This is a genomic window from Deltaproteobacteria bacterium (assembly GCA_016875395.1).
GTDB lineage: Bacteria > Myxococcota_A > UBA9160 > UBA9160 > UBA6930 > VGRF01.
Window position 1 is genome coordinate 189,511 of record VGRF01000003.1, and the last position, 23,374, is coordinate 212,884.

General features: G+C 70.2%; 25 protein-coding genes and 2 tRNA genes. 17 read left to right on the forward strand and 10 right to left on the reverse strand.

Going from position 1 to position 23,374, the window contains the following annotated elements; genetic code table 11:
• Positions 1-76: 76 nt before the first annotated feature.
• Positions 77-1,180 (reverse strand): phosphotransferase family protein, encoded by a 1,104-nt coding sequence (locus FJ091_04310; GenBank protein ID MBM4382575.1) that lies wholly within the window; start codon positions 1,178-1,180, stop codon positions 77-79.
• Positions 1,181-1,218: 38 nt separating this feature from the next.
• Here FJ091_04310 and FJ091_04315 point away from each other — a divergent pair, with 38 nt between their 5' ends.
• Both FJ091_04315 and FJ091_04320 read left to right on the forward strand, forming a co-directional pair.
• A complete protein-coding gene (locus tag FJ091_04315) occupies positions 1,219-2,340 on the forward strand; it encodes a hypothetical protein (protein MBM4382576.1) in 1,122 nt (373 codons plus the stop codon).
• An 87-nt stretch (positions 2,341-2,427) separates the two neighbouring features.
• Positions 2,428-3,411, forward strand: coding sequence for an HDOD domain-containing protein (locus tag FJ091_04320; GenBank protein MBM4382577.1), 984 nt, complete (start codon positions 2,428-2,430; stop codon positions 3,409-3,411).
• Here the strand turns inward: FJ091_04320 and FJ091_04325 are convergent.
• Both FJ091_04325 and FJ091_04330 read right to left on the reverse strand, forming a co-directional pair.
• Positions 3,408-4,538 (reverse strand): serine hydrolase, encoded by a 1,131-nt coding sequence (locus FJ091_04325; GenBank protein MBM4382578.1) that lies wholly within the window; start codon positions 4,536-4,538, stop codon positions 3,408-3,410. The genes FJ091_04320 and FJ091_04325 overlap by 4 nt on opposite strands.
• A gap of 192 nt (positions 4,539-4,730) precedes the next feature.
• Positions 4,731-5,870, reverse strand: coding sequence for a VOC family protein (locus FJ091_04330; GenBank protein ID MBM4382579.1), 1,140 nt, complete (start codon positions 5,868-5,870; stop codon positions 4,731-4,733).
• Between the two features lie 266 nt (positions 5,871-6,136).
• Here FJ091_04330 and FJ091_04335 point away from each other — a divergent pair, with 266 nt between their 5' ends.
• The 4 genes from FJ091_04335 (at position 6,137) to FJ091_04350 (ending at position 9,152) form a co-directional block, all read left to right on the forward strand.
• Positions 6,137-6,277 (forward strand): hypothetical protein, encoded by a 141-nt coding sequence (locus tag FJ091_04335; GenBank protein ID MBM4382580.1) that lies wholly within the window; start codon positions 6,137-6,139, stop codon positions 6,275-6,277.
• A gap of 117 nt (positions 6,278-6,394) precedes the next feature.
• On the forward strand, positions 6,395-7,159 hold the full coding sequence (locus FJ091_04340) for a glucose 1-dehydrogenase (protein MBM4382581.1): 765 nt from the start codon (positions 6,395-6,397) through the stop codon (positions 7,157-7,159).
• Positions 7,160-7,203: 44 nt separating this feature from the next.
• Positions 7,204-8,559, forward strand: a complete 1,356-nt coding sequence (locus FJ091_04345; protein MBM4382582.1) for an aromatic ring-hydroxylating dioxygenase subunit alpha — start codon at positions 7,204-7,206, stop codon at positions 8,557-8,559.
• On the forward strand, positions 8,556-9,152 hold the full coding sequence (locus FJ091_04350; GenBank protein ID MBM4382583.1) for a hypothetical protein: 597 nt from the start codon (positions 8,556-8,558) through the stop codon (positions 9,150-9,152). Before FJ091_04345 ends, FJ091_04350 begins: the two co-directional genes overlap by 4 nt.
• 28 nt (positions 9,153-9,180) lie before the next feature.
• On the opposite strand, the gene FJ091_04355 is transcribed toward FJ091_04350, so the two are convergent.
• Complete coding sequence (locus FJ091_04355) at positions 9,181-9,549, reverse strand: carboxymuconolactone decarboxylase family protein (GenBank protein MBM4382584.1); 369 nt, start codon at positions 9,547-9,549, stop codon at positions 9,181-9,183.
• 176 nt (positions 9,550-9,725) lie between these two features.
• Here FJ091_04355 and FJ091_04360 point away from each other — a divergent pair, with 176 nt between their 5' ends.
• Positions 9,726-10,112, forward strand: a complete 387-nt coding sequence (locus FJ091_04360) for an enoyl-CoA hydratase/isomerase family protein (protein ID MBM4382585.1) — start codon at positions 9,726-9,728, stop codon at positions 10,110-10,112.
• A 9-nt stretch (positions 10,113-10,121) separates the two neighbouring features.
• On the forward strand, positions 10,122-10,472 hold the full coding sequence (locus FJ091_04365) for an enoyl-CoA hydratase/isomerase family protein (protein MBM4382586.1): 351 nt from the start codon (positions 10,122-10,124) through the stop codon (positions 10,470-10,472).
• A 14-nt stretch (positions 10,473-10,486) separates the two neighbouring features.
• Here FJ091_04365 and FJ091_04370 read toward each other — a convergent pair.
• The 3 genes from FJ091_04370 to FJ091_04380 form a co-directional block, all read right to left on the reverse strand.
• Positions 10,487-10,562 (reverse strand) — tRNA-Arg (locus tag FJ091_04370).
• A 34-nt stretch (positions 10,563-10,596) separates the two neighbouring features.
• Positions 10,597-11,013: a type II toxin-antitoxin system VapC family toxin gene (locus FJ091_04375; GenBank protein MBM4382587.1), complete on the reverse strand. Its 417-nt coding sequence runs from the start codon at positions 11,011-11,013 to the stop codon at positions 10,597-10,599.
• Positions 11,010-11,261, reverse strand: coding sequence for a hypothetical protein (locus FJ091_04380; GenBank protein MBM4382588.1), 252 nt, complete (start codon positions 11,259-11,261; stop codon positions 11,010-11,012). Before FJ091_04380 ends, FJ091_04375 begins: the two co-directional genes overlap by 4 nt.
• Before the next feature lie 380 nt (positions 11,262-11,641).
• Between FJ091_04380 and FJ091_04385 the strand changes: the two genes are divergently transcribed.
• Together FJ091_04385 and FJ091_04390 are read left to right on the forward strand one after the other, a co-directional pair.
• Positions 11,642-11,718, forward strand: a tRNA-His gene (locus FJ091_04385).
• 54 nt (positions 11,719-11,772) lie between these two features.
• Entirely contained in the window at positions 11,773-12,141 is a 369-nt protein-coding gene (locus FJ091_04390) for a VOC family protein (GenBank protein ID MBM4382589.1), read from the forward strand.
• 58 nt (positions 12,142-12,199) lie between these two features.
• Here the strand turns inward: FJ091_04390 and FJ091_04395 are convergent, their stop codons facing one another.
• Positions 12,200-12,766 carry a hypothetical protein gene (locus tag FJ091_04395; protein ID MBM4382590.1) on the reverse strand — a complete coding sequence of 189 codons (567 nt, stop codon included), beginning with the start codon at positions 12,764-12,766 and terminating at the stop codon, positions 12,200-12,202.
• Positions 12,767-12,835: 69 nt separating this feature from the next.
• Positions 12,836-14,824 carry an MBL fold metallo-hydrolase gene (locus FJ091_04400; GenBank protein ID MBM4382591.1) on the reverse strand — a complete coding sequence of 663 codons (1,989 nt, stop codon included), beginning with the start codon at positions 14,822-14,824 and terminating at the stop codon, positions 12,836-12,838.
• A 103-nt stretch (positions 14,825-14,927) separates the two neighbouring features.
• On the opposite strand from FJ091_04400, the gene FJ091_04405 reads away from it, so the two are divergent.
• The 3 genes from FJ091_04405 to FJ091_04415 are packed head-to-tail and all read left to right on the forward strand — an operon-like array spanning position 14,928 to position 17,459.
• Positions 14,928-15,695: an SDR family oxidoreductase gene (locus FJ091_04405; protein MBM4382592.1), complete on the forward strand. Its 768-nt coding sequence runs from the start codon at positions 14,928-14,930 to the stop codon at positions 15,693-15,695.
• The gene (locus FJ091_04410) at positions 15,692-16,996 is read left to right on the forward strand and encodes a hypothetical protein (GenBank protein ID MBM4382593.1); all 1,305 of its coding nucleotides are present in this window, start codon (positions 15,692-15,694) and stop codon (positions 16,994-16,996) included. Before FJ091_04405 ends, FJ091_04410 begins: the two co-directional genes overlap by 4 nt.
• A gap of 58 nt (positions 16,997-17,054) precedes the next feature.
• Positions 17,055-17,459 (forward strand): nitroreductase family deazaflavin-dependent oxidoreductase, encoded by a 405-nt coding sequence (locus FJ091_04415; protein ID MBM4382594.1) that lies wholly within the window; start codon positions 17,055-17,057, stop codon positions 17,457-17,459.
• A 16-nt stretch (positions 17,460-17,475) separates the two neighbouring features.
• On the opposite strand, the gene FJ091_04420 is transcribed toward FJ091_04415, so the two are convergent.
• Complete coding sequence (locus FJ091_04420; GenBank protein MBM4382595.1) at positions 17,476-19,002, reverse strand: aryl-sulfate sulfotransferase; 1,527 nt, start codon at positions 19,000-19,002, stop codon at positions 17,476-17,478.
• 44 nt (positions 19,003-19,046) lie between these two features.
• Between FJ091_04420 and FJ091_04425 the strand changes: the two genes are divergently transcribed.
• From FJ091_04425 to FJ091_04440, 4 genes are all read left to right on the forward strand, one after another.
• A complete protein-coding gene (locus FJ091_04425) occupies positions 19,047-20,228 on the forward strand; it encodes an amidohydrolase family protein (protein ID MBM4382596.1) in 1,182 nt (393 codons plus the stop codon).
• Between the two features lie 15 nt (positions 20,229-20,243).
• On the forward strand, positions 20,244-20,780 hold the full coding sequence (locus FJ091_04430; GenBank protein MBM4382597.1) for an amidohydrolase family protein: 537 nt from the start codon (positions 20,244-20,246) through the stop codon (positions 20,778-20,780).
• Positions 20,781-20,884: 104 nt separating this feature from the next.
• On the forward strand, positions 20,885-22,054 hold the full coding sequence (locus tag FJ091_04435) for a hypothetical protein (protein ID MBM4382598.1): 1,170 nt from the start codon (positions 20,885-20,887) through the stop codon (positions 22,052-22,054).
• 135 nt (positions 22,055-22,189) lie between these two features.
• Complete coding sequence (locus FJ091_04440) at positions 22,190-23,365, forward strand: acyl-CoA dehydrogenase family protein (protein MBM4382599.1); 1,176 nt, start codon at positions 22,190-22,192, stop codon at positions 23,363-23,365.
• Positions 23,366-23,374 lie beyond the last annotated feature (9 nt).

Genomic DNA, 23,374 nt, shown 5'->3' on the forward strand with positions numbered 1-23,374 from the left:
TGCGTTGCGCCCAGGGACACTCCGCAGCGGGGCCGTGAGGCGCGCTGGTCATGCGCGTAGCGCGGCGCCTCGGGCGCTACAGCCCGAGCAGCTCGCGCAGCGCGCGCACGGGCAGGCTGTCGGTGATCAGGGACTCGGGGATGTCCGCGCCCTGCGCGCGCATGCGGCGCATGTACTTCGTCTGCACCGCGCCGCGCCAAAACGTCGCGAACACCTTGGCGTAGTGGAACGCGCGCACGCGCTCGCCGCTCGCGGCTTCGTACATCGCCACGAGCTCGGCTTCGCTGGGCGTGCCTTCGAGCGCACTGCCCGCTTCGGACTGCGCGCGGCGATCGGAAACGAGCAGCGAGGCGAGATCGAGCTCGGGATCGCCGAGCGTCGCCATCTCCCAGTCGACGAGCGCGGCCACGTCTCGCGAGTGCGGCGCGAACATCACGTTGCCGAGCTTCGCGTCGCCCCACACGAGCGTCGTACGCGCCGCGCGCGGGCGCTCGCGTTCGAGGTATACGAGCGCCTCATCGAACACGGGCACGCGCTCGGCCGGATCGTCCTTCAGCCAGCTCACGTGGTAGTCGCGCCAGTAGGCGAGCGGCGCGCCACCGGGATCCGCATCGGCGCTGCCGGGTAAACCTGGAATCGCGACTTCGCGCCAGCTCGCGCGATGCAGTGCCGCGAGCGCATCGATCACGCCCTGCCACATCGCGCGCCGAAGCGAAGGCGACGCGTCGCGGTAGAAGCCCGCGACCTGATAACTCGGACGGAAGTCGAGCGGCGCTTCGCCGACCACGCGCCGCATCACGAGGAACGGCGTGCCGAGCACGCTGGCATCCTGCTCGTGCCACAACACCTCGGGCACGGGGCACTGCGTGTGACGGCGCACGCCGTCCATCACGTGGAACTGCAGCGCCATGTCGTAGCTCGGGAACGGGCCCTCCTCGCTCGGCGCCGCGCGCAGCACGGCGTCGAGCTCGTGCGCGCTCCCGTCTCGCATCCAGTGCGCGCGGAACAGCTGCGTGTCGCTCGACGCGCCGGCGCCCGGCGCCGCGAGGCCGTGCACGGCGACCTCGCGCGCACCAACGCGCGGCGCGAGCCACGCCGCGAGGCGCCGGCTGCGCTCCGCGACGTCGCGCACAGCGCTCGTCTTGTCGCCGCGCGCGGGGCGCGGAGTCCATGCGCTCATGCGTGCAATCGTCTCCGATCCTGCGTCACGATGCTCGCATGCTCACGCCGATGGACGACACGCTCTGGCATCAGCTCCCGACGACGTTCGACCACGTCGGCACGAGCGATCCGCGCTTCTTCGATCGCTACTGGTTCGCGGCCTCGGATCCGGCGGGGGGCGGCACGCTGCAGCTCACGCTCGGCGCGTACCAGAACATGAACGTGATGGACGGCGGCTTCGTCGTCGTGCGCGCCGGGAGGCAGCACAACCTGCGCGTCTCGCGCTCACTGCGCCCGCGCTACGCGACCGAATGCGGGCCGCTGCGCGTCGAAGTGATCGAGCCGCTGAAGCACCTGCGCCTCCACGTCGCACCCGGCGCGCACGGCGTCTCGGGCGTGCTCGACTGGCGCGCCGTGCTGCCCGCGCAGGAGGAGGCCGCGCGCTTCACGCGCGTGCGCGGGCGCGTCGTCGAGGAGTCGCGGCGCTTCGACCAGATCGGGCGCTGCTCGGGCACGCTGCAAGTCGCGGGCGAGAGCGTGCGCATCGAGGACTGGTGGGCGACGCGCGACCACTCGTGGGGCGTGCGCGAGCGCATGGGCGTCGAGGAGCCCGTCACAGGTGCGCCCGCGCCGCCGAGCGCGGGCTCGCTGTTCGCGTTCTTGTTCTTCTCCACCGCCACGCACGGCGGCCACCTCCAGCTCGCGCAGTTCACCGGCCGCCCCGACTTCGCGAGCTTCGAGCTCGCCGAGATCGCGCGCCCCGAAGCGGAGCTGCCGCACCTCGCGAGCGCGAACCTCGCCGCTGATTTCGTCGACGCCGCGCGCCCGCGCCGCTTCCGCCACGCGCGCTTCGACGTGCAGCTCACGAGCGGCGCGTCGCTCGCGATCGAGGCCGAGGCATTAGGGTCCGCCGTCGACATGCAGGGCCTGGGTTACGGCGGCTACGACGACACCCGCGGCCTCGGCGTGTGGCGCGGCGACGCGCACCTCGAGCACGACGTGTGGGACGTGAGCCACCCCGCCGAAGTCGTGCGCGCGAACGGCCAGCGCGTGCGCCCCGTGCACCGCATCCAGCCCGTGCGCGTGAGCGTGCGCGGCGCCGGCCTCGACGGCACGGGCACCGGCAGCCTCACGCTGATCGCGGAAGGCGCGCTGCCGCGACTCGGGCTCGGGAGCTGAACGCGCACCTGCTCCAGGTCCTCCGTATTTCCTGGGGTCAACGCCGAGTCGCGAGGCGTCGAAGCCTCCCTTTGGCGGAGTGAGCCCATGGAGATCCTGGGTCGCGGCAAGAAGAAGGGTGAGGAGGGCTACGGCCAAGGCCGCGCCGCGATCGCGGAGGGCGACGACGTCCTTCTCGACGAAGAGGCGCTCTCCGCCGAGCTGCTCGCGTGTCTCGAGGCGCCGAGCTATCGGCCGCCGGTGCTGCCCGCCGTCGCGATCGAGGTGATGGCTCTCGCGCAGAAGCCGGACGTCGCGATCAAGGACGTGATCACGCTGCTCGAGCGCGACGCGCTGATCGCGGGCCGCGTGCTCAAGGTGGCCTGCTCGCCGGTGTACGCGCGCGGCGCGAAGGTGGGCTCGCTCAAGGACGCGACGATGCGGCTCGGGCTTCAGACGATCCGCGACCTCGTCATGCAGATCACCCTCGAGATGCGCGTGTTCAAGTCCGCCGACTACGCGAGCACGATGGAGTTGTTGCGGCGCCACGCGACGGTGACGGCGCGGCTGTGTCGCGTGGTGAGCAAATACACCGCGCTCGAGGCGGAGTTCTCGTTCATGGCGGGCCTGCTTCACGACGTCGGCATCGCGGGCACGCTGCTCGCGCTCGCGGAGCGCAAGGGCAAACGCAAGACGGCGCCGGACCTGATCGCGATCTGGCCTGCAGTCGATCGCGTGCACCAGCGCGCGGGCGAGCTGATGGCGAAGCACTGGACGTTGCCGCCCGACATCGCCTTCACGCTCGGCGCGCATCATCAGGTGCTGATTCAGGGCTACCCGCACCCGCTCGCCGCGACGGTCGCGATCGCGAACGATCTCGCGGCAGAGCTCGGCGCTGGCGTCGTGCCGAAAACCGGCGACGGCGCGGACGAGGGCCGCGCATGCCTCGTCGCGCACTCCGAGGTCGACCGCACGTCGCCGCACACGCTCGCGCAGGCGCGAGAGGCGCTGCGCCTCTCGGACGCGACGCTTGCGCTGATCCGCAAGGACGCCGAGCGCGCGGTGGCCGAGGAAGACGAGGCAGCGCGCTAGCGCTCCGGCTCCACCGCCTTCGCAATCGCCCGGAACAGCGAGAACGTCTCCAGCTCGCGCCAGGAGCTGTCGTCGTTCGTTGTGCCGTACGAGCTATTCGCGGAGAGCTTCACGATCACGACTCGATGCTTCGGGTGGACGTACACGAACTGGTTGTAGACGCCGATCGCGGAGAACTCGCTCTCGCCGCCATCGGGGATCCACCACTGGTAGGCGTAGCCGAGCGGGTACGACGGATCGCGGCCGGGCATCACGTGCGGTGCGTCGGGCGTGACCGACGCGCGCACCCACGCCTCGTCGAGCACGCGCTGGCCGTGCCACATCCCGCCTAGGCGGTAGAGCTCACCGAACTTGGCGTAGTCGCGCGCGGTCACTTGCAAGCCGCCGAACGCCATCTCCATGCCGCTGTCGTCGGTGATCCAGTAGCCGTCCGCTTCCATGCCGAGCGGCTGCCACAGCTTCCGCTGCGCGTACTCCGCGAGGCTCGTGCCGGTCGCCGCCCGGAGCAGAGAGCCCAATACCTGCGTGTCCGCAGAGTTGTAGTGGTTCACGGTGCCGGGCTCGTGCGCGCGGGTGAGCGTGGTGGTGAACTCGTTGAGCGATGCGCCGGACCCGAACACGGCGGCGAAGCGTCCGATGTCGGACTCCGGATCGCTGTAGTCCTCGTTCCACTTCGCGCCCGACGACATCTGCAGGATGTCCTTGATGCGCACGCCGTCGTACGCCGAGCCCGCGAGCTCGGTCACGTAGGCCGTCACGGGTTCCTCGATGCTGCGGATCTTCCCTTCCGCGACCGCGGCGCCGATCAGCGCGGAGACGAAGCTCTTGCCCACCGACATCGACATCCAGTTCACGTCGCGGCCGCCCGTGAGCCAGTAGTTCTCGGCGCGCAGCTTGCCGTCGTGGACGACGAGCAGCGCCGCGGTGTCCGTCTCTTCGAGGAACTTCGCGGTGTCCTGCGCCGCGCCGCCGTGCTCGAAGCTCGCCGGAATCTCGAGCGCTTCGCCTTCCGGGAACGGCTTGGCTTCCGCGGGCGCCTCGATGCGGTGACTCGGGAAGACCTTCGCGAGGCGATTGAAGTTCTCGTACTGCTCGGCGCCGGTGAACAAGCTGGAGACGAACTCCATCCGCTCGTCAGGCTTCTCGACGGCTTGCGGCTCGGCGGCAGGCGCCTCGCTCGCGGGCTCCGGAGCGGGTTCGCCGCCGCAGGCCGCGAGCAAGCTCGCGAGCAGAAGCGTCTGGCAGAGATGGAGACTTCGGCGCATTGCGCACCTCGCTTGTGGGTTCGGCGGGACGATGGCAGGGCGCCCCGCGCCGCGTCACTCCTTCGGCGGCAGCTTGATCTCGAGCGGCGGGCAGCCCTCGGGCTGCGGCTTTGCCGAGCGCGGCGCGATCTTGCCGACGAGCTCCAGGTACACGCCGTTCGGGTCGATCGCGTGCACGATGCCGCTCTCGTCGGCGCCGGTGCCCGAGCAGCACGGCGCGATGTCCGAGAGGAACGGCACGCCTTGCTTCTTCAGAATCGCGACGGCGCGATCGACGTCGACCGCGAGCAGCGCGATGCGCTGAATGCCGATGCGATTGATCGGCGCGGCGTTCGCGGGCTCGGCGTCGAAGGGCTCGAGCCACTGCGTGAGGCGCAGCACGTGGCGATCGCCGCGGCCGAGCGCGACGTCGGCGCCGCGCACGCGGAACGGGCGATCGAGGCCATAGGCGCGCGCCTCTTCGAGCGTGCCCGCGTGCTCGAAGCGTCGCACGTCGGTGTACCCGAACTTCGCGTAGAACGAGAGCGACGCCTCGATGTCCTTCACGTTGATCGCGACGAACGGCATCGCGACGAGGTGCATCTTCGCCGCGGGGTCGCCGTGCGGCGGCGCCGTCTCGACGAGCTGGAAGAGCACGCCGTCGGGATCGCGGAAGAACACGAAGCGGTTGCCCGGCACGCCGTAGGGCTCGGACAAGAAGCGCACGCCCTGCGACTTCAGGTGCTCGACGTCGCTCGCGAGGTGGGTCGTGAGCAGCGCGGAGTACGCGGCGCCGAGGTGGTTCGGCTTCTCGTACGGCGGCCTGCCGTCGAACGGCGTCTTGAACTGCAGCAGATCGATGCTCGCGGTGTTGAGGCTGCCCGGCAGCGCGATCACCTCGCCCTTCACGAGCTCGTACTGGCACACGTCGAACATGCCGAGCGCGCGCGCCATCGCGTGGGTGTTCGTGAGCGGGAAACCGCTCACGCCGGTCGTGTACCCGAGCTGGCGGTAGAACGCGCGCGCGCGATCGAAGTCGGGCGTGTGCGTGGCGAAGTGGATGCGCGCGACCAGACCGATGTCGTCGTCCGCGAGCGGCCCGAGGTCGAAGACGGGCGGCAGCAGCGCGGGCGGCGGGTCGCTCGGCTGCGCAGCAGCGAGCGTGGCGGTGAGGAGCACCGAGAGGGCGGACCAAGCGGCGAGCGTCGACTTCATGCCATTCTCCCGCGCGGCGCACCGCGCACGAACCCTTCGGAGACTCACGCGATGACTCACGTCCTTGCCGCCGCGCTCGTGCTGAATCTGCTGGTCGAAGCGCTCGCGGCGGCGGGCTTGATCGGTGGCCCTGCCGGCATCGGCGCGAGTGCCGGCGCCGATCGCTGGGCGATGCACTACGGCTTCGCGGTGATTGCGATCGCCAGCGCAGCATCTGGCTGTGGCCGCGCCGCCGCGAGCTGGCGGCGCTCACGCCCGTGCTCGGCATGCTCGTCACCTTCCACGTCGCCGTGCTCAGCTCGCTGCTGATCGCGGCGGACCAGCCCGCGGGCGTCGTGCTGCATGCGGTCCTCGCGCTGCTGTTCGTGATCTCGTTCGTGCGGCGCGAGAGAATCGCCGCGAGCTGATCGCGAGTGTGCGCCGCGGATGCGCACGATGCAAAATTACCTACCTGCAGTAGATAACTGAATCGCCCCGTCGCGAGCGCGAGCCGGGGCCCCGAACCACTGAGAGCGAGGAACCGCATGGGCCGCGTCGCAGGAAAAGTCGCCATCGTCACCGGCGGAGCATCCGATCCGGGCATCGGGAAGACCACCGCCCTCGCGCTGGCGCGCGAAGGCGCCTCGTTGGTCGTGACGGACGTCGATGCCGCCGGCGCCGAGAAGACCGCGGCCGAGATTCGCGGGATGGGCGGCAAGGCGATCGCGCTCGCGCAGGACGTCACGAACGAAGCGCGCTGGCGCGAGGTGATCGCCGCGACCGTTTCCAGCTACGGGCGGCTCGACGTGCTCGTGAACAACGCCGGCATCGCCGTGCTGAAGCCGATCTCCGATCTCTCGCTCGACGACTGGAATCGCCAGATCAGCGTGAACCTCACCTCGGTCTTCCTCGGCTGTAAGTACGCCCTCGCGCAGATGGCGAAGAACGGCGGCGGCTCGATCGTGAACCTGTCCTCGGTCGCGGGCCTGATCGGGTTGCCCACCGGCGCGGCGTACGCCGCATCGAAGGGCGGCGTGCGGCTGCTCACCAAGTGCGTCGCGGTCGAAGGCGGCGCCGCGGGCGTGCGCTGCAACTCCGTTCACCCCGGCTTCATCTGGACGAACATGCAGGCAGCCGCGGTGCAGCAGCTGACCGAGCGCGGCGCGCAGTCCGGCGCGAGCGCGATTCCGCTCGGGCGCATGGGCAAGCCCGAGGACATCGCGAACTGCATCCTCTTCCTCGCATCCGACGAATCGAGCTATGCCACGGGCGCCGAGTTCACGATCGACGCGGGCATGACCGCGATCTGACCCGCGCGCCTTTTCTCGTTCACCCGCAATCGGAAGGAAGCGTCATGAGTGAGGCACTCCTGAAGCCCGAGCTCGACACCTGGCCGCAGCAGACGACGCGCGGCCATCGCATCCCCGGCAACCGCTACACGTCGGCGGAGTTCTTCCGCGAAGAGTGGGACAAGATGTGGACGCGGGTGTGGCTCTTGTTAGGGCGCGAGTCCGAGCTGCCCACGCCGGGCAGCTGGCAGATGGAGCCGGTGGGGCCGGAAGAGATCCTGATGGTTCGCCAGCAGGACGGCTCGGTGAAGGCGTTCTTCAACGTGTGCCAGCACCGCGCGAATCCGCTGGTCGACGCGCCGAAGGGCTTCACGCGCCGCTTCGTGTGCAAGTACCACAGCTGGGTGTTCGCGCCGGACGGGCGCCTCACCTTCGCGCCCGACAAGGAGGACTTCGCCGAGGGCAACCCGTGCGGGAAGGTCTCGCTGAAGGAGCTGCGCTGCGAAACGTTCGCGGGCTTCGTGTGGGTGAACATGGATCCGGACTGCGCCCCGCTGAAGCGATTCCTCGGCCCGATCTGGGATGCGTGGAGCGCGCTCGATCTCGACAAGTGGCGGCGCGTGCAGGCCAAGTCGGCGTGGCTGCCGTGCAACTGGAAGGTCGTGCTCGACAACTTCAACGAGTCGTATCACGTGCCGACCGTGCACATGGCCGCGACGCCGGAAACGGATCGCACGCGGGTGCGCGGCAACATCAACACTTATTACAAAGAGACGAAGTTCGACCTGTCTGACGAAGGCCACAACCGCATGGTGATGCAGGGCGGCTACGGCGTCGGGCAAACGGACGACGACGGCAACATCGTGGAGCCGCTCGCCTCCCAGCTGCGCGCGTGGGACATCGATCCCGCGCTGTTCAAGGGCAACCCCGAGGCGACGCGCGGCGCGCTGCAGAAGGCGAAGCGCCAGCTCGGCCCGGCGCGCGGCTTCTCGCACTACGCGAAGGTGCCCGACCAGCAGCTCACCGACGCGTTCCACTACACGCTGTTTCCGAACTTCGCGGTCTCGGTGTGGAGCGACGGCTTCCACTTCCTGCGCGCGCGGCCGCACTACAAAGACCCGGAGCAGTGCCTGTTCGACAACTGGTGGTACTCGAGCCCCGCTTCGCTCGACGCGGGCGTCGGCGGCGCGCACCGCACGAGCAACGCGAGCGTCGAGGAAGTGCCGGTGACTTGGGTCGACACGAGCAAGGAGTCGATCGGTCCCGCGATCGAGGACGACGTGCGCGTGTTCGTGACTCAGCAGCGCGGCTTCCGCTCGCGCGGCTTCGAGGGTGTCTACCTCTCGACGCAAGAGACGCGCGTGCGCCGCTACCACGAGCTGATCGACGACTACATCGCGGGCCGCCTGCCACGAAAGTGAGCCTCGCGCTGCGCTGCCGCTGCGGCGAAGTCGCGCTCGCGCTGGCCGAGCCGCAGCGCGCGGTGCGCGGCGCTTGTTATTGCCGCGACTGCCGCGCGTACACGTACTTCCTCGGCCGCGACGCCGAGCTGCGCGACGCCTGGGGCGGCACCGAGATCGTCGCGGTGCTGCCGAGCCGCCTGCAGATCGAGCGCGGGCGCGAGCGCATCGCGTGCATGTCTCTCTCGGAGACCGGGGTGCTGCGCTGGTACGCGCGCTGCTGCCGCTCGCCGCTCGGCAACACGCCGCGCGACGGCGCCGTGCCGCACGTGGGGCTGATCCCGACGTGCCTGCTGGGTTCGAGCGACGAGATCGCGGCGGCGTTCGGACCGATTCGCATGCGCGTGTTCCGCGCGAGCGCGCGCGGCGACGCGCCGAAGCTCGGCGCAAGCGCGCTGCTCGCGGGCGCGCGGTATCTGCGCGAGACGCTGGTGGCGCGGGCGAGCGGCGCGCGCGTGAACCCGTTCTTCGCGAGCGATCTCGTGACGCCGATCGCGGCGCCGAGCGTGCTGTCGGCGGAGGAGCGGGCGCGCTGGGCGTTGGCGGCGGAGTAGACGACCTCGGGACCCGTGATGCGTCTGGCTATCGACTCGGTGTCTGACCAGCATCGAGCTCGTCGAACACCTGCTTCGCGATGCGGAGCGCCGCATTCGCACGAGGAACGCCCGCGTAGATCGCGGCGTGCCGCAGCACCTCCGCAACCTCGAGCCGGCTGAGCCCACTCTGGTTCAGCGCACGCCGAACGTGCGCCGCGAGCTCGGTCTCGATGCCGAGCGCCGTGAGCACACCGAGCGTCACGGCGCTGCGCAGACCCTGCGGGATGTCACTGCGCAGCCACGCGGTGGGCATGCCGTCGATGAGCGAGTCGAGGTGGAGGTCGCGCACCTCCGCCGGAAAGGGTCCGATGACGACCTCCAGCTGCCTGCGAACGGACTCGCGATCACTCGACATGGGACCTCCAGACAGATCAGTGCGTCCAGCGGAGCCTGTTGTGCGGCCCCAGGAGACTGCGGCGCGGAACGCTACACCGGCGCTCGTTCGCATGTTGAAGTCGCAGCGGGACAACGGCTCGGCTACAGCGCCGCAGCAAGGCTCCCGCGTTCGAGGCGACAGCATGGAGGACTCCGATGCGAGTCACGCGAGAAGACGAGAACGGCATCGCGACGCTGACGCTCAACCGTCCCGACAAGCTCAACGCGATCGACATCCCGCTGATGGCCGAGCTGCGGGCGCACGTGGATGCGCTGGCGAGCGACGCATCCGTGGGATGCGTCGTGCTCACGGGCGCGGGGCGTTCGTTCTGCGCGGGGCACGATCTCGAGTCGATCGCGACGGGCGAGAAGCCGCCGACGCGGCACTTCGAGTCGGAGACGATCGACGCGATCGAGGCGCTGCCGATGCCGACGATCGCGAAGATTCGCGGCCACTGTTTCACGGGCGGCCTCGAGCTCGCGCTCGCGTGCGACCTGCTCGTGGCGGCCGACGACGCGCGGCTCGGCGACACGCACGGGTAGTGGGGGCTCGTGCCGGCGTGGGGCATGTCGGTGCGCCTGCCCGAGCGCGTCGGCCGCTCGCGCGCGAAGGAGCTGATGTTCACGAGCCGCCGCATCGACGGGCGCGAAGCCGCCGCGATCCGGCTCGTGGACCGCGCGGTGCCCGCCGCCGAGCTCGACGCGGTGGTCGCGTCTCTCGCCGCCGAGATCGCCGCGAACTCGTGGGGCACGAATCGCATCGACAAGGCGCTGATCGCGAGCCACTCCGGACGCTCGCGCACGGATGCGCTGCTGATCGAGCGCAACACGCCGTTCGGCGTGCCGGAGGACATGGCCGAGCGCATGTCCGCGAGCCGCAGGCGGGACAAGAAGACGCGCTGAGGCGCGCGAAATCGTGGCGCCCCGGGGAGGACTCGAACCTCCGACCACCTGCTTAGAAGGCAGGCGCTCTATCCCCTGAGCTACCGGGGCGCGCGCCGTATCTATAGCCGCCGCGCGTCGGTGCTCAGGCGATCAGCTCCACGTCCGCGATCAGGCCGCGCGCGCAGCTCGCGAGCCGCACGTCGGCGGTCACGAGCGCGGCCTCGTTTTCGATCGCGGCCGCGAGGTAGATGCAGTCGTAGACGACCGCGTCGAGGCGCAACGCGAGATCGAGTGCACGCTGCGCGAGAGGCGCAGAGCGGACGAGCCGCGGCGCATCGATCTCGAACGCGTCGAGAATCGCCTGCGCATGTGCGGGGTCGCACTCGTCTCGCCGAGCCTTCTTCCACAACACGTTGGCGATCTCGAGCAGGATCAAGTCGGGCGCGATGAGCTCACGCGCGCCACGCAGCGAGTCGGCGAGGATGCTCGTCGCCTCCCTGGCGCCTCGCTCCGGCAGGTACCACTTCAGCGCGACACTCGCGTCGACCACCGTTCTCATCGCCGCCGATCCTGGCGAACGAGTTTCTCGGATGGCGTGCCGGGGCCGTACTTCTTGCGGATCGCCTCACGCAGCGCCTCGACGCGCGGACGCTGCGCCCGCATGCGTTGACGCCGCTCCTCCGCACTCGCCTCCCGGCGCAAGATCTCGCAGATCAGCGCGTTCAGACTGCGGTGCTCAGCCTTGGCGCGAGCGCGCAGCTTCTCGACGACATCGGGTTCCAGGTTTCTGAGGGTCATCGCAGACATCCCAAGGGACCTCGGGGTGTGATGGCGGAGTGATACCAACAGCGACATCGCGCCGCTGTCAACGCGCGTTCACACGCCCCGCCACCTCGAGCCCCGCCCCTGACGAACCGCCTCCTGCTCTGGGGAGTCGCCGCACTCGCCGCGTTCCTCATGCACCTCCCCTTGCCGATCGGCGCCGCGATGGACTCGGCGCGGCCCGGTATGGAGCCGCACAGCGCGATCACGACCTCACGCTCGGAATGGAGGCGGCGGTGACGCTGTGGCGCACGTGCTTCCCGGCGAAGCGCGTGGCGCCTCTGGCCTGAACCCGCACCGCGCGCCCTCGGGGCGCCGCGCTCGCGCATCCGGAGCCGCTCGCCTAGCTTGCTCCGCCTTCCGCGGTGGGTGTAGCTCAGCTGGTTAGAGCGCCAGATTGTGACTCTGGAGGTCGCGGGTTCGATCCCCGTCACTCACCCCACGGTTCTCCTCGCGGCCGCGCGCCCGCGGCCGCCCCTAACAACCAGGAGCCCCCATGATCGGTTACGTCACGCTCGGCACGAACGACCTCGCCCGCGCCTCCCGCTTCTACGACGAGCTGCTCGGCATCGTCGGCGCGAAGCGCCTGATGGACTTCGGCACGTTCATCATGTGGGGCAGCTCGATGGACCAGGCCGGCCTCGCGATCACGGCGCCGTACGACAAGAACAAGGCCACGGTCGGCAATGGCGTGATGGCCGCGATCCGCGTCGACAGCAAGGCGAAGGTGGACGCGATCTACAAGAAGGCGCTCGAGCTCGGCGGCAAGGACGAAGGCCCCGCCGGCCCGCGCGGCGACGGCTTCTACGCCGGCTACTTCCGAGATCTGGACGGGAACAAGCTGAACGCGTTCTTCATGGGCTGACGCCAGCGTCGCACTCGAGGAGCCGCCGCGTCTGATCGAGGCGCGGCGGCTTCGTCGTTCAGGCGCCATTCCCTAACAACGCGCGCCCGCGCGGCGAGATGCGGTACCCGACTTCGAGGCTCTCCGTGAGCCCGAGCGCCTTCAGCTTGCGCACGCGCAGCTTGAAGTCGGCGCGCTCCATCCCGAGCTGCGCAGCGAGCGCAGTCGAGACGACGCCGGGGTTCGCAGCGATCGCGCGCAGCGCACGCTCGGTCCACGGCGCAGCGGCGTCGAGGCGCGCGAGCTTCGCTGCCAGCGCGGCGCGCTCCTCGCGCGTGAGCCTCGCGTTTGCGCGCAGCGCACCGCGCGGATCCGCGCCGCCCCAGCGCACTTCGATGCGGTAGAGCTCGCCCGGACCGTCGTGACGCGCGAGATCCGCGCGCAGCTCCGCGAGCGACGCGAAGCCCGCCGCTCGCGCGTCGCGCTCGGTCAGCCGCCGCGTCCGCTCGACCGCGAGCACTTCCACGACGCCGCGCGCGTCGCGGCTCTTGCCGCCGGCCTTCGCGAGCGGCGACTTCCAGCGGCGGAAGAGCAGCGTGATCCGTCCTTCGCGAATGCCCGCGAGCGTGGCGTCCTTCAGTAACAAGCGGCTCCTCCTCGGATCTCACCGCAAGCGAAGCGCGCAGCGAGCCGCAGGCGAGCGAAGCCCGACCCGCTAGGGCGTGACGATTGCGAAGTTGCCGTTCACCGGATCGATCAGGCCGAAGAACGAGAGCAGCTCGGTGCGGCTGCCGTCGATGTCGACGTCGTCGGAGAAGATCAGCTCCTTCGCGCCCGCCTGCCCCGTCACGAGCTGAAGGAACAGCGCGCGCGTGATCTTCATCGTGGCGGCCGCGTTCGGGTCAGCCTCGCGCTTCCAGTGGTGCAGCACGCCGTTCTCGACGTTCAGCACGTGCGTCTCGCCGAGATCGGTGAACACGAAGTTCAGCGTGAGCGGATCGCGCTCCGCCGCCTTCGGCCCATTCAGGCGCGTCGACATCGCGGTGAAGAAGAGATCGAGCGGAACCTGCGCGAGGATCGCCGCTGCGCTCGCCGCGACGATCGGTTGGTCTCTCACGCCGTGGCGTAGCTCGTTCGCCGCGCTCAGGTACACGCTGCGCTGCGCGCCGCTCTCGGCCTGATACCCGAGCTGATCGTACGCGCTCGCGAGCAGCTGCTTCGCCTCGGCGTCCGCCTCGTCGGCGAACACGACGTGGTCGAGCAGCGTCGCGGCCCAGCGATAGTCGCCCGCCGCGATCGCGGCGCGCGCCTTCTCCTTCGCCGCCGCGGCGCCGCCCACGGCCTCCACGTACTTCTTGCCGAGCTCGACCGGCGGGAGCGGGTTCAGATTCGCGGGGTTCGCGTCGTACCAGCCGAGGTAGAAGTCGTAGACCGCCTTCACGTTGTGGCGCACGGTTCCGTAATAACCGCGGTTCGCGAACGTGGCGGCGAGGCCCTTTGGCAGCTCGAGCTGCTCGCTGATCTCGCGCGGCGTGAGGCCCTGATTCATCAGCCGCAGCGTCTGATCGTGGATGTAGCGGTAGGTGTCGCGCTGGCCCTTCAGGTACTCGCGCACGCGCTCGTTCCCGAACGCGGGCCAGTGGTGGCTGTTGAACACGACCTCGGCCTCGGGGAAGCGCTGGATCGCGTCGTCGATGTAGCCGCTCCACTTCCGTGCATCGCGCGCCTTGGTGCCGCGCAGCGTGCAGAGGTTGTGCATCGTGCGGTTCACGATCTCGGCGCCGCAGTACGCCTTCGCCGCGGGCAGGTAGAAGGCGAGCTCTGCGACGGCCTCGGAGTGCGGCGCGTACTGGAACACGATCTCGACGCCGTCGACCGTGAGCGTCTGCCCCGTGTGATCGATCTCGTCGGTCGGCACCGCGAAGCTCGACGAGCCGCTGAGCGGCTGCTTGCCGAGGCCGGTGTCGACGTAGCCGCGCTCGTCGTACGGCAGCGAGAAGCCGAACTGGTAGGTCGCGCGCCGACTCATCGCGGTTCCGGCGAGGATGCTCTCGCTCGTGACTTCCTCGACGAAGTGCTTCGGCGCGATCACGCGCACGCCCTTCACCTCGCCGTTCGGCAGCACGCTCTTCACGCCGGCATAGTGGTCGCCGTGGCTGTGCGTGAAGATCACAGCCACGACCGGGTCGCTGCCGAGGTGCTTGCGCGCGAGGTCGTGGGCCGCCGCCGCGGACTCGTTGCTGGTGAGCGGGTCGACCACGATCCAGCCCGTCTTCCCACGGATCCACGACATGTTCGAGACGTCGTAGCCGCGCACCTGATAAATGCCGTCGGTCACCTGAAACAAGCCGTTGATGTTGTTGAGCTTCGCTTGCCGCCACAGGCTCGGGTTCACGCTCGCGGGCGCGTCGCCCTCGATGAAGGCGAACTGCTGCGGGCTCCAGGTGCGGCCCGTCGCAGACTCGACCCGCGCGTTCTCGTCGCGCGCGACGAGCCCGCGGTTCGCTTCCTCGAAGTCGCGCTGCTCCGCGAGATCCAGCGCCGCGCCGAACGCGGCGTTCGCCTTCGCGGTGAGCTCGCTCGGCGCGCTGAAGCCGTTCGCGTTGGCGCCCGACTCCGCGGGCGCAGTCGGGGTTGCCGCGGGCGGTTGGTCGCCACAGCCCAATGAGAGCGCGAAGCCGAGGAGAATGAGTCGCGCGCGCATGCTTCCTCCAGTGCGGGGGCGCATCGTCTCACACGGGAGGCCGCGCACAACCGGCGAGCTGACCTCGTTATCGTGCGGCGCCTACGAAGGAGCTCTCATGCCGATGACGCTCGACTCGCTGTTCTCGCTGCGCGGCAAAGTCGCGCTCGTCACAGGCGGGTCGCGCGGCATCGGCGAAATGATCGCGGCGGGGCTCGTCGCGGCGGGCGCGAGGGTCTACGTCGCCGCGCGCAAGAAGTCGGAGTGCGACGAAGCGCAAGCGAGACTCGGCCCGAGCGCGATCGCCCTAACAGCTGACCTCGGATCGCAGGCCGGCACGCGCGCACTCGCCGACGCGATCGCCGCGCGCGAGCCGAAGCTGCACGTGCTCGTGAACAACGCCGGCGCGAACTGGGGCGCGCCGCTGCGCGAGTTCCCCGAGTCCGGCTGGGACAAGGTGATGGACCTCAACGTGAAGGCCGTGTTCGACCTCACGCGCTTCCTCCTCCCGCAGCTCGAAGCCGCCGCGGCGCCGGGCGACCCCGCGCGAGTGATCAACGTCGGCTCGATCGACGGCATTCAGGTGCCGCTGCTCGAGACGTACGCCTACTCCGCGAGCAAGGCCGCGGTGCACCACATGACGGCCGTGCTCGCGAAGAAGCTCGCGCCAGCGATTACGGTGAACGCGATCGCGCCCGGCCCGTTCGAGAGCAAGATGATGCACGAGACGCTCGTGAAGTTCGGCGAGGGCATCAAGAAGAGCGCGCCGATGAAGCGCATCGGCGAGCCCGAGGACATGGCGGGCGTCGCGGTCTACCTCGCGTCGCGCGCGGGCGCATACGTGACGGGCGCAACGATTCCCGTCGACGGCGGCATCGCGACGACGCGATGAGGCGCGCGCTCGTCGCCGCGCTCGCCGGGCTCGCGCTCGCGGGCTGCGCGGATGCCGGCTTCGAGGCCGCGCTCGCGCAAGCCGAGGCGAACGCGTCGGCGGCTCGCGCGCGCGAGGTCGACGCGCTCTACGCGTTCATCCGCAAGACGCACCCTGCGCCGTTCCATCACAACTCGCAGCAGCGCATCGAGGCGGAGGTGGCGCAGCTGCAGGCGAGTGCGGCGCGCCTGTCGTGGCCCGAGTACGTCGTGGGCGTCGCGCGCGTGCTGAAGCTCGTCGGCGATGCGGAGACGACGCTCGTGCTGCCGGAAACGGGGCCGTGGTTCGACACGCGGCTCCCGATCCAGATCGAGGCGTTCGGCGACGGCTGGTTCGTGACACACGCACGAGACCGCGAAGCGATCAGCGCTCGGATACTCGCGCTCGAGGGCAAACCGATTGACGAGGTGTTCGAGACGCTCGCCCCGTGCTGGCCGCACGAGAACGCGATGTGGTTGAAGCGAGCGGCGCCCGAGTTGTTGCGGACTCCGGGATTCCTCGCGGGCTGCGGCATCGCGCGCAGCCTCGACGTCACGCGCGCAATCGCCCTCGAGGTCGAGCTTGCGGGAGGACGCAAGCGGACGATCGAGCTGATGCCATCCGCGGACGCCGCCGGCCACGGCCTCCGCGGGATCGTGCCCGGCGCACCCGCGGCGGATTGCAGCGTGATGCCGCTGCCGAGCGGCGACGCGGTCTACGTGAACACTGTGGACTGCGACGGGCCGCGCGCCAAGGCGCTCGCCGAGGCGCTCGCTTCGATTCGCTCGGAGAGAGACGACAGCCGGCTCTTGCTCGACCTACGCCGCCCGGCGCGAGCGAGCGCGGAGTGGGAGCCGCTGCTCCGCGCCGTCAAACGAGATGCGCTGAATCGGCGCGGCGCCTTGTTCGCGCTGACCGGGCGCGCGACCGTCGCGGCGAGCATGCGGCTCGCGACGCAGCTCGAACGAAGCACACAAGTGCTGTTCGTCGGCGAGCCCACGGGCTCCGCCCCGAACCATTTCGGGTCCGCGAAGTCGATCACGCTGCCCGCGTCGAAGCTCCACGTGCTCGTCGCAACGACGCGCTTCGAGGACTCGGACCCTGCGGACAGGCGATTCACCCTCGCGCCCGACTTGCCTGCGTGGCAGAAGCTCGAGGACTGGCGCGCGGGGCGCGACGCGGCCCTCGCAGCCGCGCTGCGCTATCGCGCTCCTGCGGACGTGGAGCCGTTCGATCCGCGCGAACGCTGGCGAACGCCGCGAGGGAGGAAGCGTGTCCGATGACAAGCCGCCGCCGTTCACCGAGGCCGACCTGAAGCGCGGCAAGCCCTTCATCAAGGCGATGAGCGTCGCGAACGTGTTCGTGTTTCGCCTGACGGGCGGCCGGCTCGGCTCGAAGTTCTTCAATCACGGCTCGCCCGTGGGCCTGCTCACCACGACCGGCCGAAAGTCCGGCGCGATGCGCGTCGCGCCGCTCATCTACATGAACGACGGCCCGCGCGTCGTGCTCGTCGCTTCGCAAGGCGGCATGCCGAGGCACCCCGTCTGGTACCTGAACCTCGAGCAGAACCCCGACGTGTCGTTAGAAACGCGCGAGAGCGGCGTGCGCAGCTACCGCGCCCGGCGCGCGAGCAGCGAAGAGAAGAGCGCGCTCTGGCCGCGGCTGTGCGAGGTCTACCCCGACTACGCGGACTACCAGGCGCGCACCGAGCGCGACATCCCGGTGGTGGTGCTGGAGCCGCGCTGAAGCGACTCGCAACGACTCAATCCGCAGCGCGAGGCGTCACTTCCGGCTGGGGATCGAGCGGCGCGAGCTTCCTCCCGCGCAGCGCGGGGTGATCGGGCGGAATGCGCGTGGCGCGGAACACGGCGTGCGGATCCTTGTCGAGGCCGGGCTGCGGGAGCGAGCCGTCCTTCAGCCGCACGCTGCCGGCGTACGGATTCCAGAACTCCCACACGATCTCGCCTGCCGGCGTCACCTCGAACAGTCGCCCCTGCGTGCCGCTGCAGATCAGCGTGTTGCCGTTCGCGGTGCGGTGCGCGCCCGAGATGAACGGGGCGAAGAAGCTCTCGCGCGGCTCGGCTTCGTAGCGCCACGCCGGCTCGCGCGGCGCGAAGGCTGCGCCGCTCGCGAGCGCGTAGAGGCCGCTCGGCAGCAGCGGCAGCTCGATCTCCTCGATCGCGGACCACTCTCCGCTGCCGCCCACGTTGTTATTGAAGATCGTGATGCGGCCCGCGCCGGGGAAGCCCTCCGGCACCCAGCGCGCGTCGTGCTGGTAGCCGAGGCGCTGCTCGCTCGGGGAGCTGCGGCCGTAACTACTCGGGTTGCCCCAGCGGTAGAGGATCTCGCCGCCGCGGCCGCGCTTTCCGCCGCTGCTCGTGCGCGCTTCTTCGGTGGTCGTGCCGTGATCGAGAATCCACACCTCGCCGAGCGTGGGCACGCTGAGCGCGATCTGGTCGAGGCCCGCGTGGTAGTCGATCGCGTTGACGTGCAGGAAGTCCGCTTCGAGGTCTTCCGGCTTCGCGTCGTCGGGCACGTATCCGAGCGCCTTCAGCTGCGCGAGCTCTTCGTCGCTCACCGTGGGCGGCGGCGAGCCCGCGTTGATGTCGAGCTTGCCGGGGTGCTCGCTCGGCGCGCCGTACGTCTCCCCCGTCGCGTCGACGTGCTGCACGAGCTGATCCCACACGTGCCACTCCCACACGATCGCGCCGCTGCGCGGCGGCTCGGGCTTCACCTCGATCACGAAGTCTGGCCAGAGACCCTGCGCGGGAATGCGATCCGCGCGCCGGCCCGCGCGCCGCGCTTCCTCGGGCGTCTTCTTCTCCCACGCCAACGCGAGCACGTTGCCGTTCGGCAACGGCTCGAAGTCGTGATGCGTGACCGCCCGCTCGCTCGCGAACTTCCACGCCCACTGCTCCTCGCCGTCCCAGTCGATGCGCTCGAGCCAGCCGCCGACGCCGCCCGTGCGGAAGTGCTCGAAGTCGAGATCGCGCCCGAGCCGCAGCAGCGAGCCATCGTCCATCAGCACCTGCTCGCCGCCCGGCGACGTGATGCTCTGCCAGACGTGCACGACGCGGCCCTCGTTGTCGATCAGGTACGTGCGGTTCGAGAGCAGCGGCGCGTAGAGCACGTAACCCGGCGAGACACGCGCGGCGTCGTGCTTCGTGAGCCCGCTCGGCCGCGCGACCTGCGTGGCAGCGTTCTCCGCGCGAGGCGCGGCAGCGGGCTCCTTCTCGGCGCAGCCGCCCGCGCACAACGCGAGCACGAGAATCACCGGTCGGATCTTCATCGCCTCACCTCGCGCGCCTAGTATGCGCGCGCTTCGGAGGATCGATGCGAGAGATCGCTCTGTTCGTCGCCCTCATCGCCCTAACACTCACCGCCTGCCCGACCACGCCCAAGGCGCCGCCGCCTCCGCCGGCGGATCTCGTGCTGCGCGGCGGCGTCGTGTACTCCGCGATCGCGAACGCGCCCCTCGCGCAGGCGCTCGCGGTGCGCGCTGGCCGCATCGTGTTCGTGGGCTCGAACGACGACGCGCTCGCGCACGTCGGCGAGGCAACGCGCGTCGTGTCGCTCCAGGGCCGCTTCGTGATGCCCGGCCTCGTCGACGGCCACGTGCACCCGCTGCGCGGCGGGCAGATGCTGACCGCCTGCTCGCTCGGCTACGAGGCGCTCACGCGCTCGCAGCTGCGTGAGCGCGTCGCGGCGTGCCTCGCTGCCGAGCCGAACGCGGGGCCCGACGACTGGCTCGAAGTGTTCGCGTGGCAGGCGCAGGCCATCGTGCCGGCGGGTGCGCGCATCACGAAGAAGACGCTCGATCGCATCGAAACGAGGCGCCCGGTCTACGTGCAAGGCGCCGACGGGCACGTTGCGCTCGCGAACTCGCGCGCGCTCGAGCTCGCCGGCGTGACGGCGACGACGCTCGACCCGCACGACGGGAAGTTCCTGCGCGACGAGAACGGCGCTCCGAACGGCTACCTGCTCGACGGCGCCTCCACCATCGTCGAGTCCGCGATCCCGCCCCTGACGACCGCGAAGCTGCGCGAGCACCTCGCCGCGGCGCACGCGAGCATGCTCTCGCTCGGCGTCACGGCGTACCTCGCCGCCGCGGTGCCGCCGGAGCAGCTCGCCGCGTGGTCCGAGCGAAGCGCCGCGCCGCAGCCGCGCGCGCACCTCGCGCTGCTCGTCGACGCCGCGCTCGAGCGCGAGCCGGCGCTCGTGGCGGCGCGGCTGCGCGGCATCCGCGACACGCTCGCGCAGGGCGACCTGCGCATCGGCACGGTCAAGTTCTTCCTCGACGGCGTGATGGAGCACCCCGCGCAGACTGCGGCGCTGCTCTCGCCTTACCTCGGCGGCGGCGAGGGCGAGCTCTATGCCGACGCGAGCGTGCTCGCGCGGCTCGCGACGAGGCTCGAAGCGGAAGGCTGGCAGCTGCACTTCCACGCGATCGGAGACCGCGCGGTGCGCACCGCCCTGGACGCGATCGAGGCTGCGCGTCGCGTGAACGGACCGTAGGACGCGCGCCACACGCTGGTTCACCTCGAGCTGATCGATCCCGCGGATGTCCCGCGCTTCGCCGCGCTCGGCGCGGTCGCGAGCTTCTCGCCGCAGTGGCATCGCCGCGACTCGTTCACGATCGATGCGCTCGAGCCGTACATCGGGAGCGAACGTCACGAGCGCCTCTACCCGGTGAAGACGCTGCTCGACGCCGGCGCCCACGTCGCGTACGGCAGCGACTGGCCCGTCGACCCGCCCGATTACTTCGATGCGATCGAGACCGGGGTCACGCGCGAGCGAGCCATCGCGGTCTCGGGCACGCTTGCGGGCGTGCTCGGCGCGGACCAGCGCCTAACAATCGAGCAGGCGCTCCGCGCCTACACCGCGGGCGCCGCCCATCAACTCCGCCGCGACGCCGACTTCGGCACGCTCGCTCCCGGCAAGCTCGCGGACTTCATCGTGCTGAACGCGAACCCGCTCGCGCTCGACCCGCGGCAGATCTCGGAGATCGAAGTGGTGGAGACGTACGTGGGCGGCGAGCGCGCGTACGAGGCGCCTTCGACCGAGTAGCCGCCCTGCCCAACTCGGCCTCGAGGCGTAAGGTCCGCCGAGCGCCAAGGCTCAAGCGGAGCGCGCGGCTACCGAAGGCGCTTGTACCGAGCGAGGTACTGGCCATGACGGCGGCCGTGACGACCGACGACTTGAAGCGCTTCGACGTGAGTGCGGAGCGCGGCTTCCTCCCCGAGCACGACCCCGAGCGCACGCTGCCGGCGCCGCTCGGGCTGTGGGACGAGCTCGCGCGCGAGCTGCCCAAGCGCCTCGCCGCGCAGCGCGTGCGCGCCGCGGTGCGCTCGATGCCGCGCTTCGAGCTCGCGGAGCTGCGCACGCGCGAGGAGGAGCGCGCTGCAATGCGCGTGCTCTCGTTCGTGGCGCATGCCTTCGTGTGGGAAGGCGCGACGCCCGAGAGCGCTCTGCCTGAGCGGCTCGCCGCACCGTGGTGCGCGCTCGCGGGGAAGCTCGGGCGCCCGCCGATCCTCTCGTATGCCTCCTACGCACTCGACAACTGGCGGCGCTTCGACCCGCGCGGCCCCCTGACGACCGAGAACCTCGCGATCCTGCAGAACTTCCTCGGCGGCCAGGACGAGGACTGGTTCATCCTGATCCACGTCGAGATCGAGGCGCTCGCCGCGCGCGCGATTCGCGCGGAGTTGCCCGCCGCAGCAGCTGCACACGCCGGCGACGCAACCGCCCTCGCCGCGCGCCTCGAAGAAGTCGCGGACGCACTCGAGGCGATGCTCGCCACGCTGCGCCGCATGACCGAGCGCTGCGACCCGTACGTGTACTTCCATCGTGTGAGGCCGTTCATTCACGGGTGGAAGAATCACCCTGCGCTGCCGAACGGCGTCGCGTACGAGGGCGTCGCGGAGCTCGCGGGTCCTCAGAAGCTGCGCGGGGAGACCGGCGCGCAGAGCACGATCGTGCCCGTGATGGATGCGCTGCTCGGCGTCGTGCACGCGCCGGATCCGCTGCGTGAGTACCTCGACGAGATGCGCGGGTACATGCCGCCCGGCCACCGCGCGTACCTCGCGCGCATCGAGGCCGAGGGCAGTGTGCGCAGCGCCGTGCGCGAGCTGCGCGGCTCACACCCCGAGCTCGCCGAGATGTACGACGCGTGCCTGCGCTGGCTCGAGGCGTTCCGCTCGCTCCACCTCGAATACGCCGCCAGCTACATCCACTCCCAGGCGGGGCGCGGCGCAAATCCCAGCGACGTCGGAACTGGCGGCACGCCGTTCATGAAGTACCTCGCCAAGCATCGCGACGAGACGGCGCGCGGGCGCTTCTGAGCGAGCGCGTCTCCGCAGCGAGACGACGGAGTCACCGACGCGCGCGATGCCCGCGCGCGTCGCGTGCGACCGAGGCGTGTGAGCCGTCCGCGTACGCGTCGTGTGCCATGATGCGCGCCTTCGCCGGAGGCACGCATGGATCTCAGCTTCACGCCTGAGCAGGAGAAGTTCCGCGCCGAGGTGCGCGCTTGGCTCGCCGCGAATCTCGCGCGGCCGTGGAGCCAGGAGGTGCGCGACCCGAAGCACACCGCCGACTCGCTGGTCGAGCTGCGGCGCGCGTGGCAGAAGAAGATGCACGCCGCGGGCTACCTCGGGATGGGCTGGGCGCCCGAATGGGGCGGCCGCGGCGCGAGCGCCGTCGAGGACGCGATCCTGCAAGAGGAGCTCGCGCGCGCCGACGCGCCGCAGGTGCCGAACTTCCTCGGCATCTCCTTGTTAGGGCCCGCCCTGATCCACCACGGCACGGAAGAGCAGCGCCGCCGCTTCATCCCGAAGATGCTCGACGCGAGCGAGATCTGGTGTCAGGGCTTCAGCGAACCGGGCTCGGGCTCCGACCTCGCGTCGCTGCGCACGCGCGCAGTGCCCGACGGCGAGCACTTCCGCATCTACGGCCAGAAGGTGTGGACCACGTTCGGTCCGTGGGCGGACTGGATCTTCGTGCTCGCGCGCACCGACATGGACGATCGCTACGGCGGCATCACGTTCTTCCTGATGCCGATCGCGCAGAAGGGCGTCGAGATGCGCGGCATCCGCCAGATCACCGGCGAGAGCGAGTTCGGCGAGGTGTTCTTCGACGGCGGCCTCGCGCGCCGCGAGCACATCGTCGGCAAGATCGGCGAGGGCTGGAAGGTGGCGATGACGCTGCTCGGCTACGAGCGCGGCGGCGCGACGCTCTCGCATCCCGCCGAGTACGACGGCCAGCTCGAGGGCCTCGCCGCGGGCCTGAAGCATAACGGAGTGCTCGAGCGCGCGGACGTGCGCGAGAAGCTCGGCCGCCTCGTCGTCGAGAACGAGGTGATGCGCGCGAACGGGCTGCGCAACCTCGCGAACATCGCGTCGGGCAACGCGCCGGGCCCGGAGTCTTCGATCGAGAAGATCTTCTGGAGCGAGTACGCGAAGCGCCTCACCGACACCGCGCTCGACCTGTTAGGTCCGCAGGCGCAGCTCGACGACAAGCACGCGAATGCCCGGCCAGACGTGAACTGGTCCTACGAATTCCTGTGGACGCGCGCGGGCACGATCTACTCGGGCTCGAGCGAGATCCAGCGCAACATCATCTCGAAGCGCGTGCTTCGACTGCCGACGAAGTAGGGGCTGCCC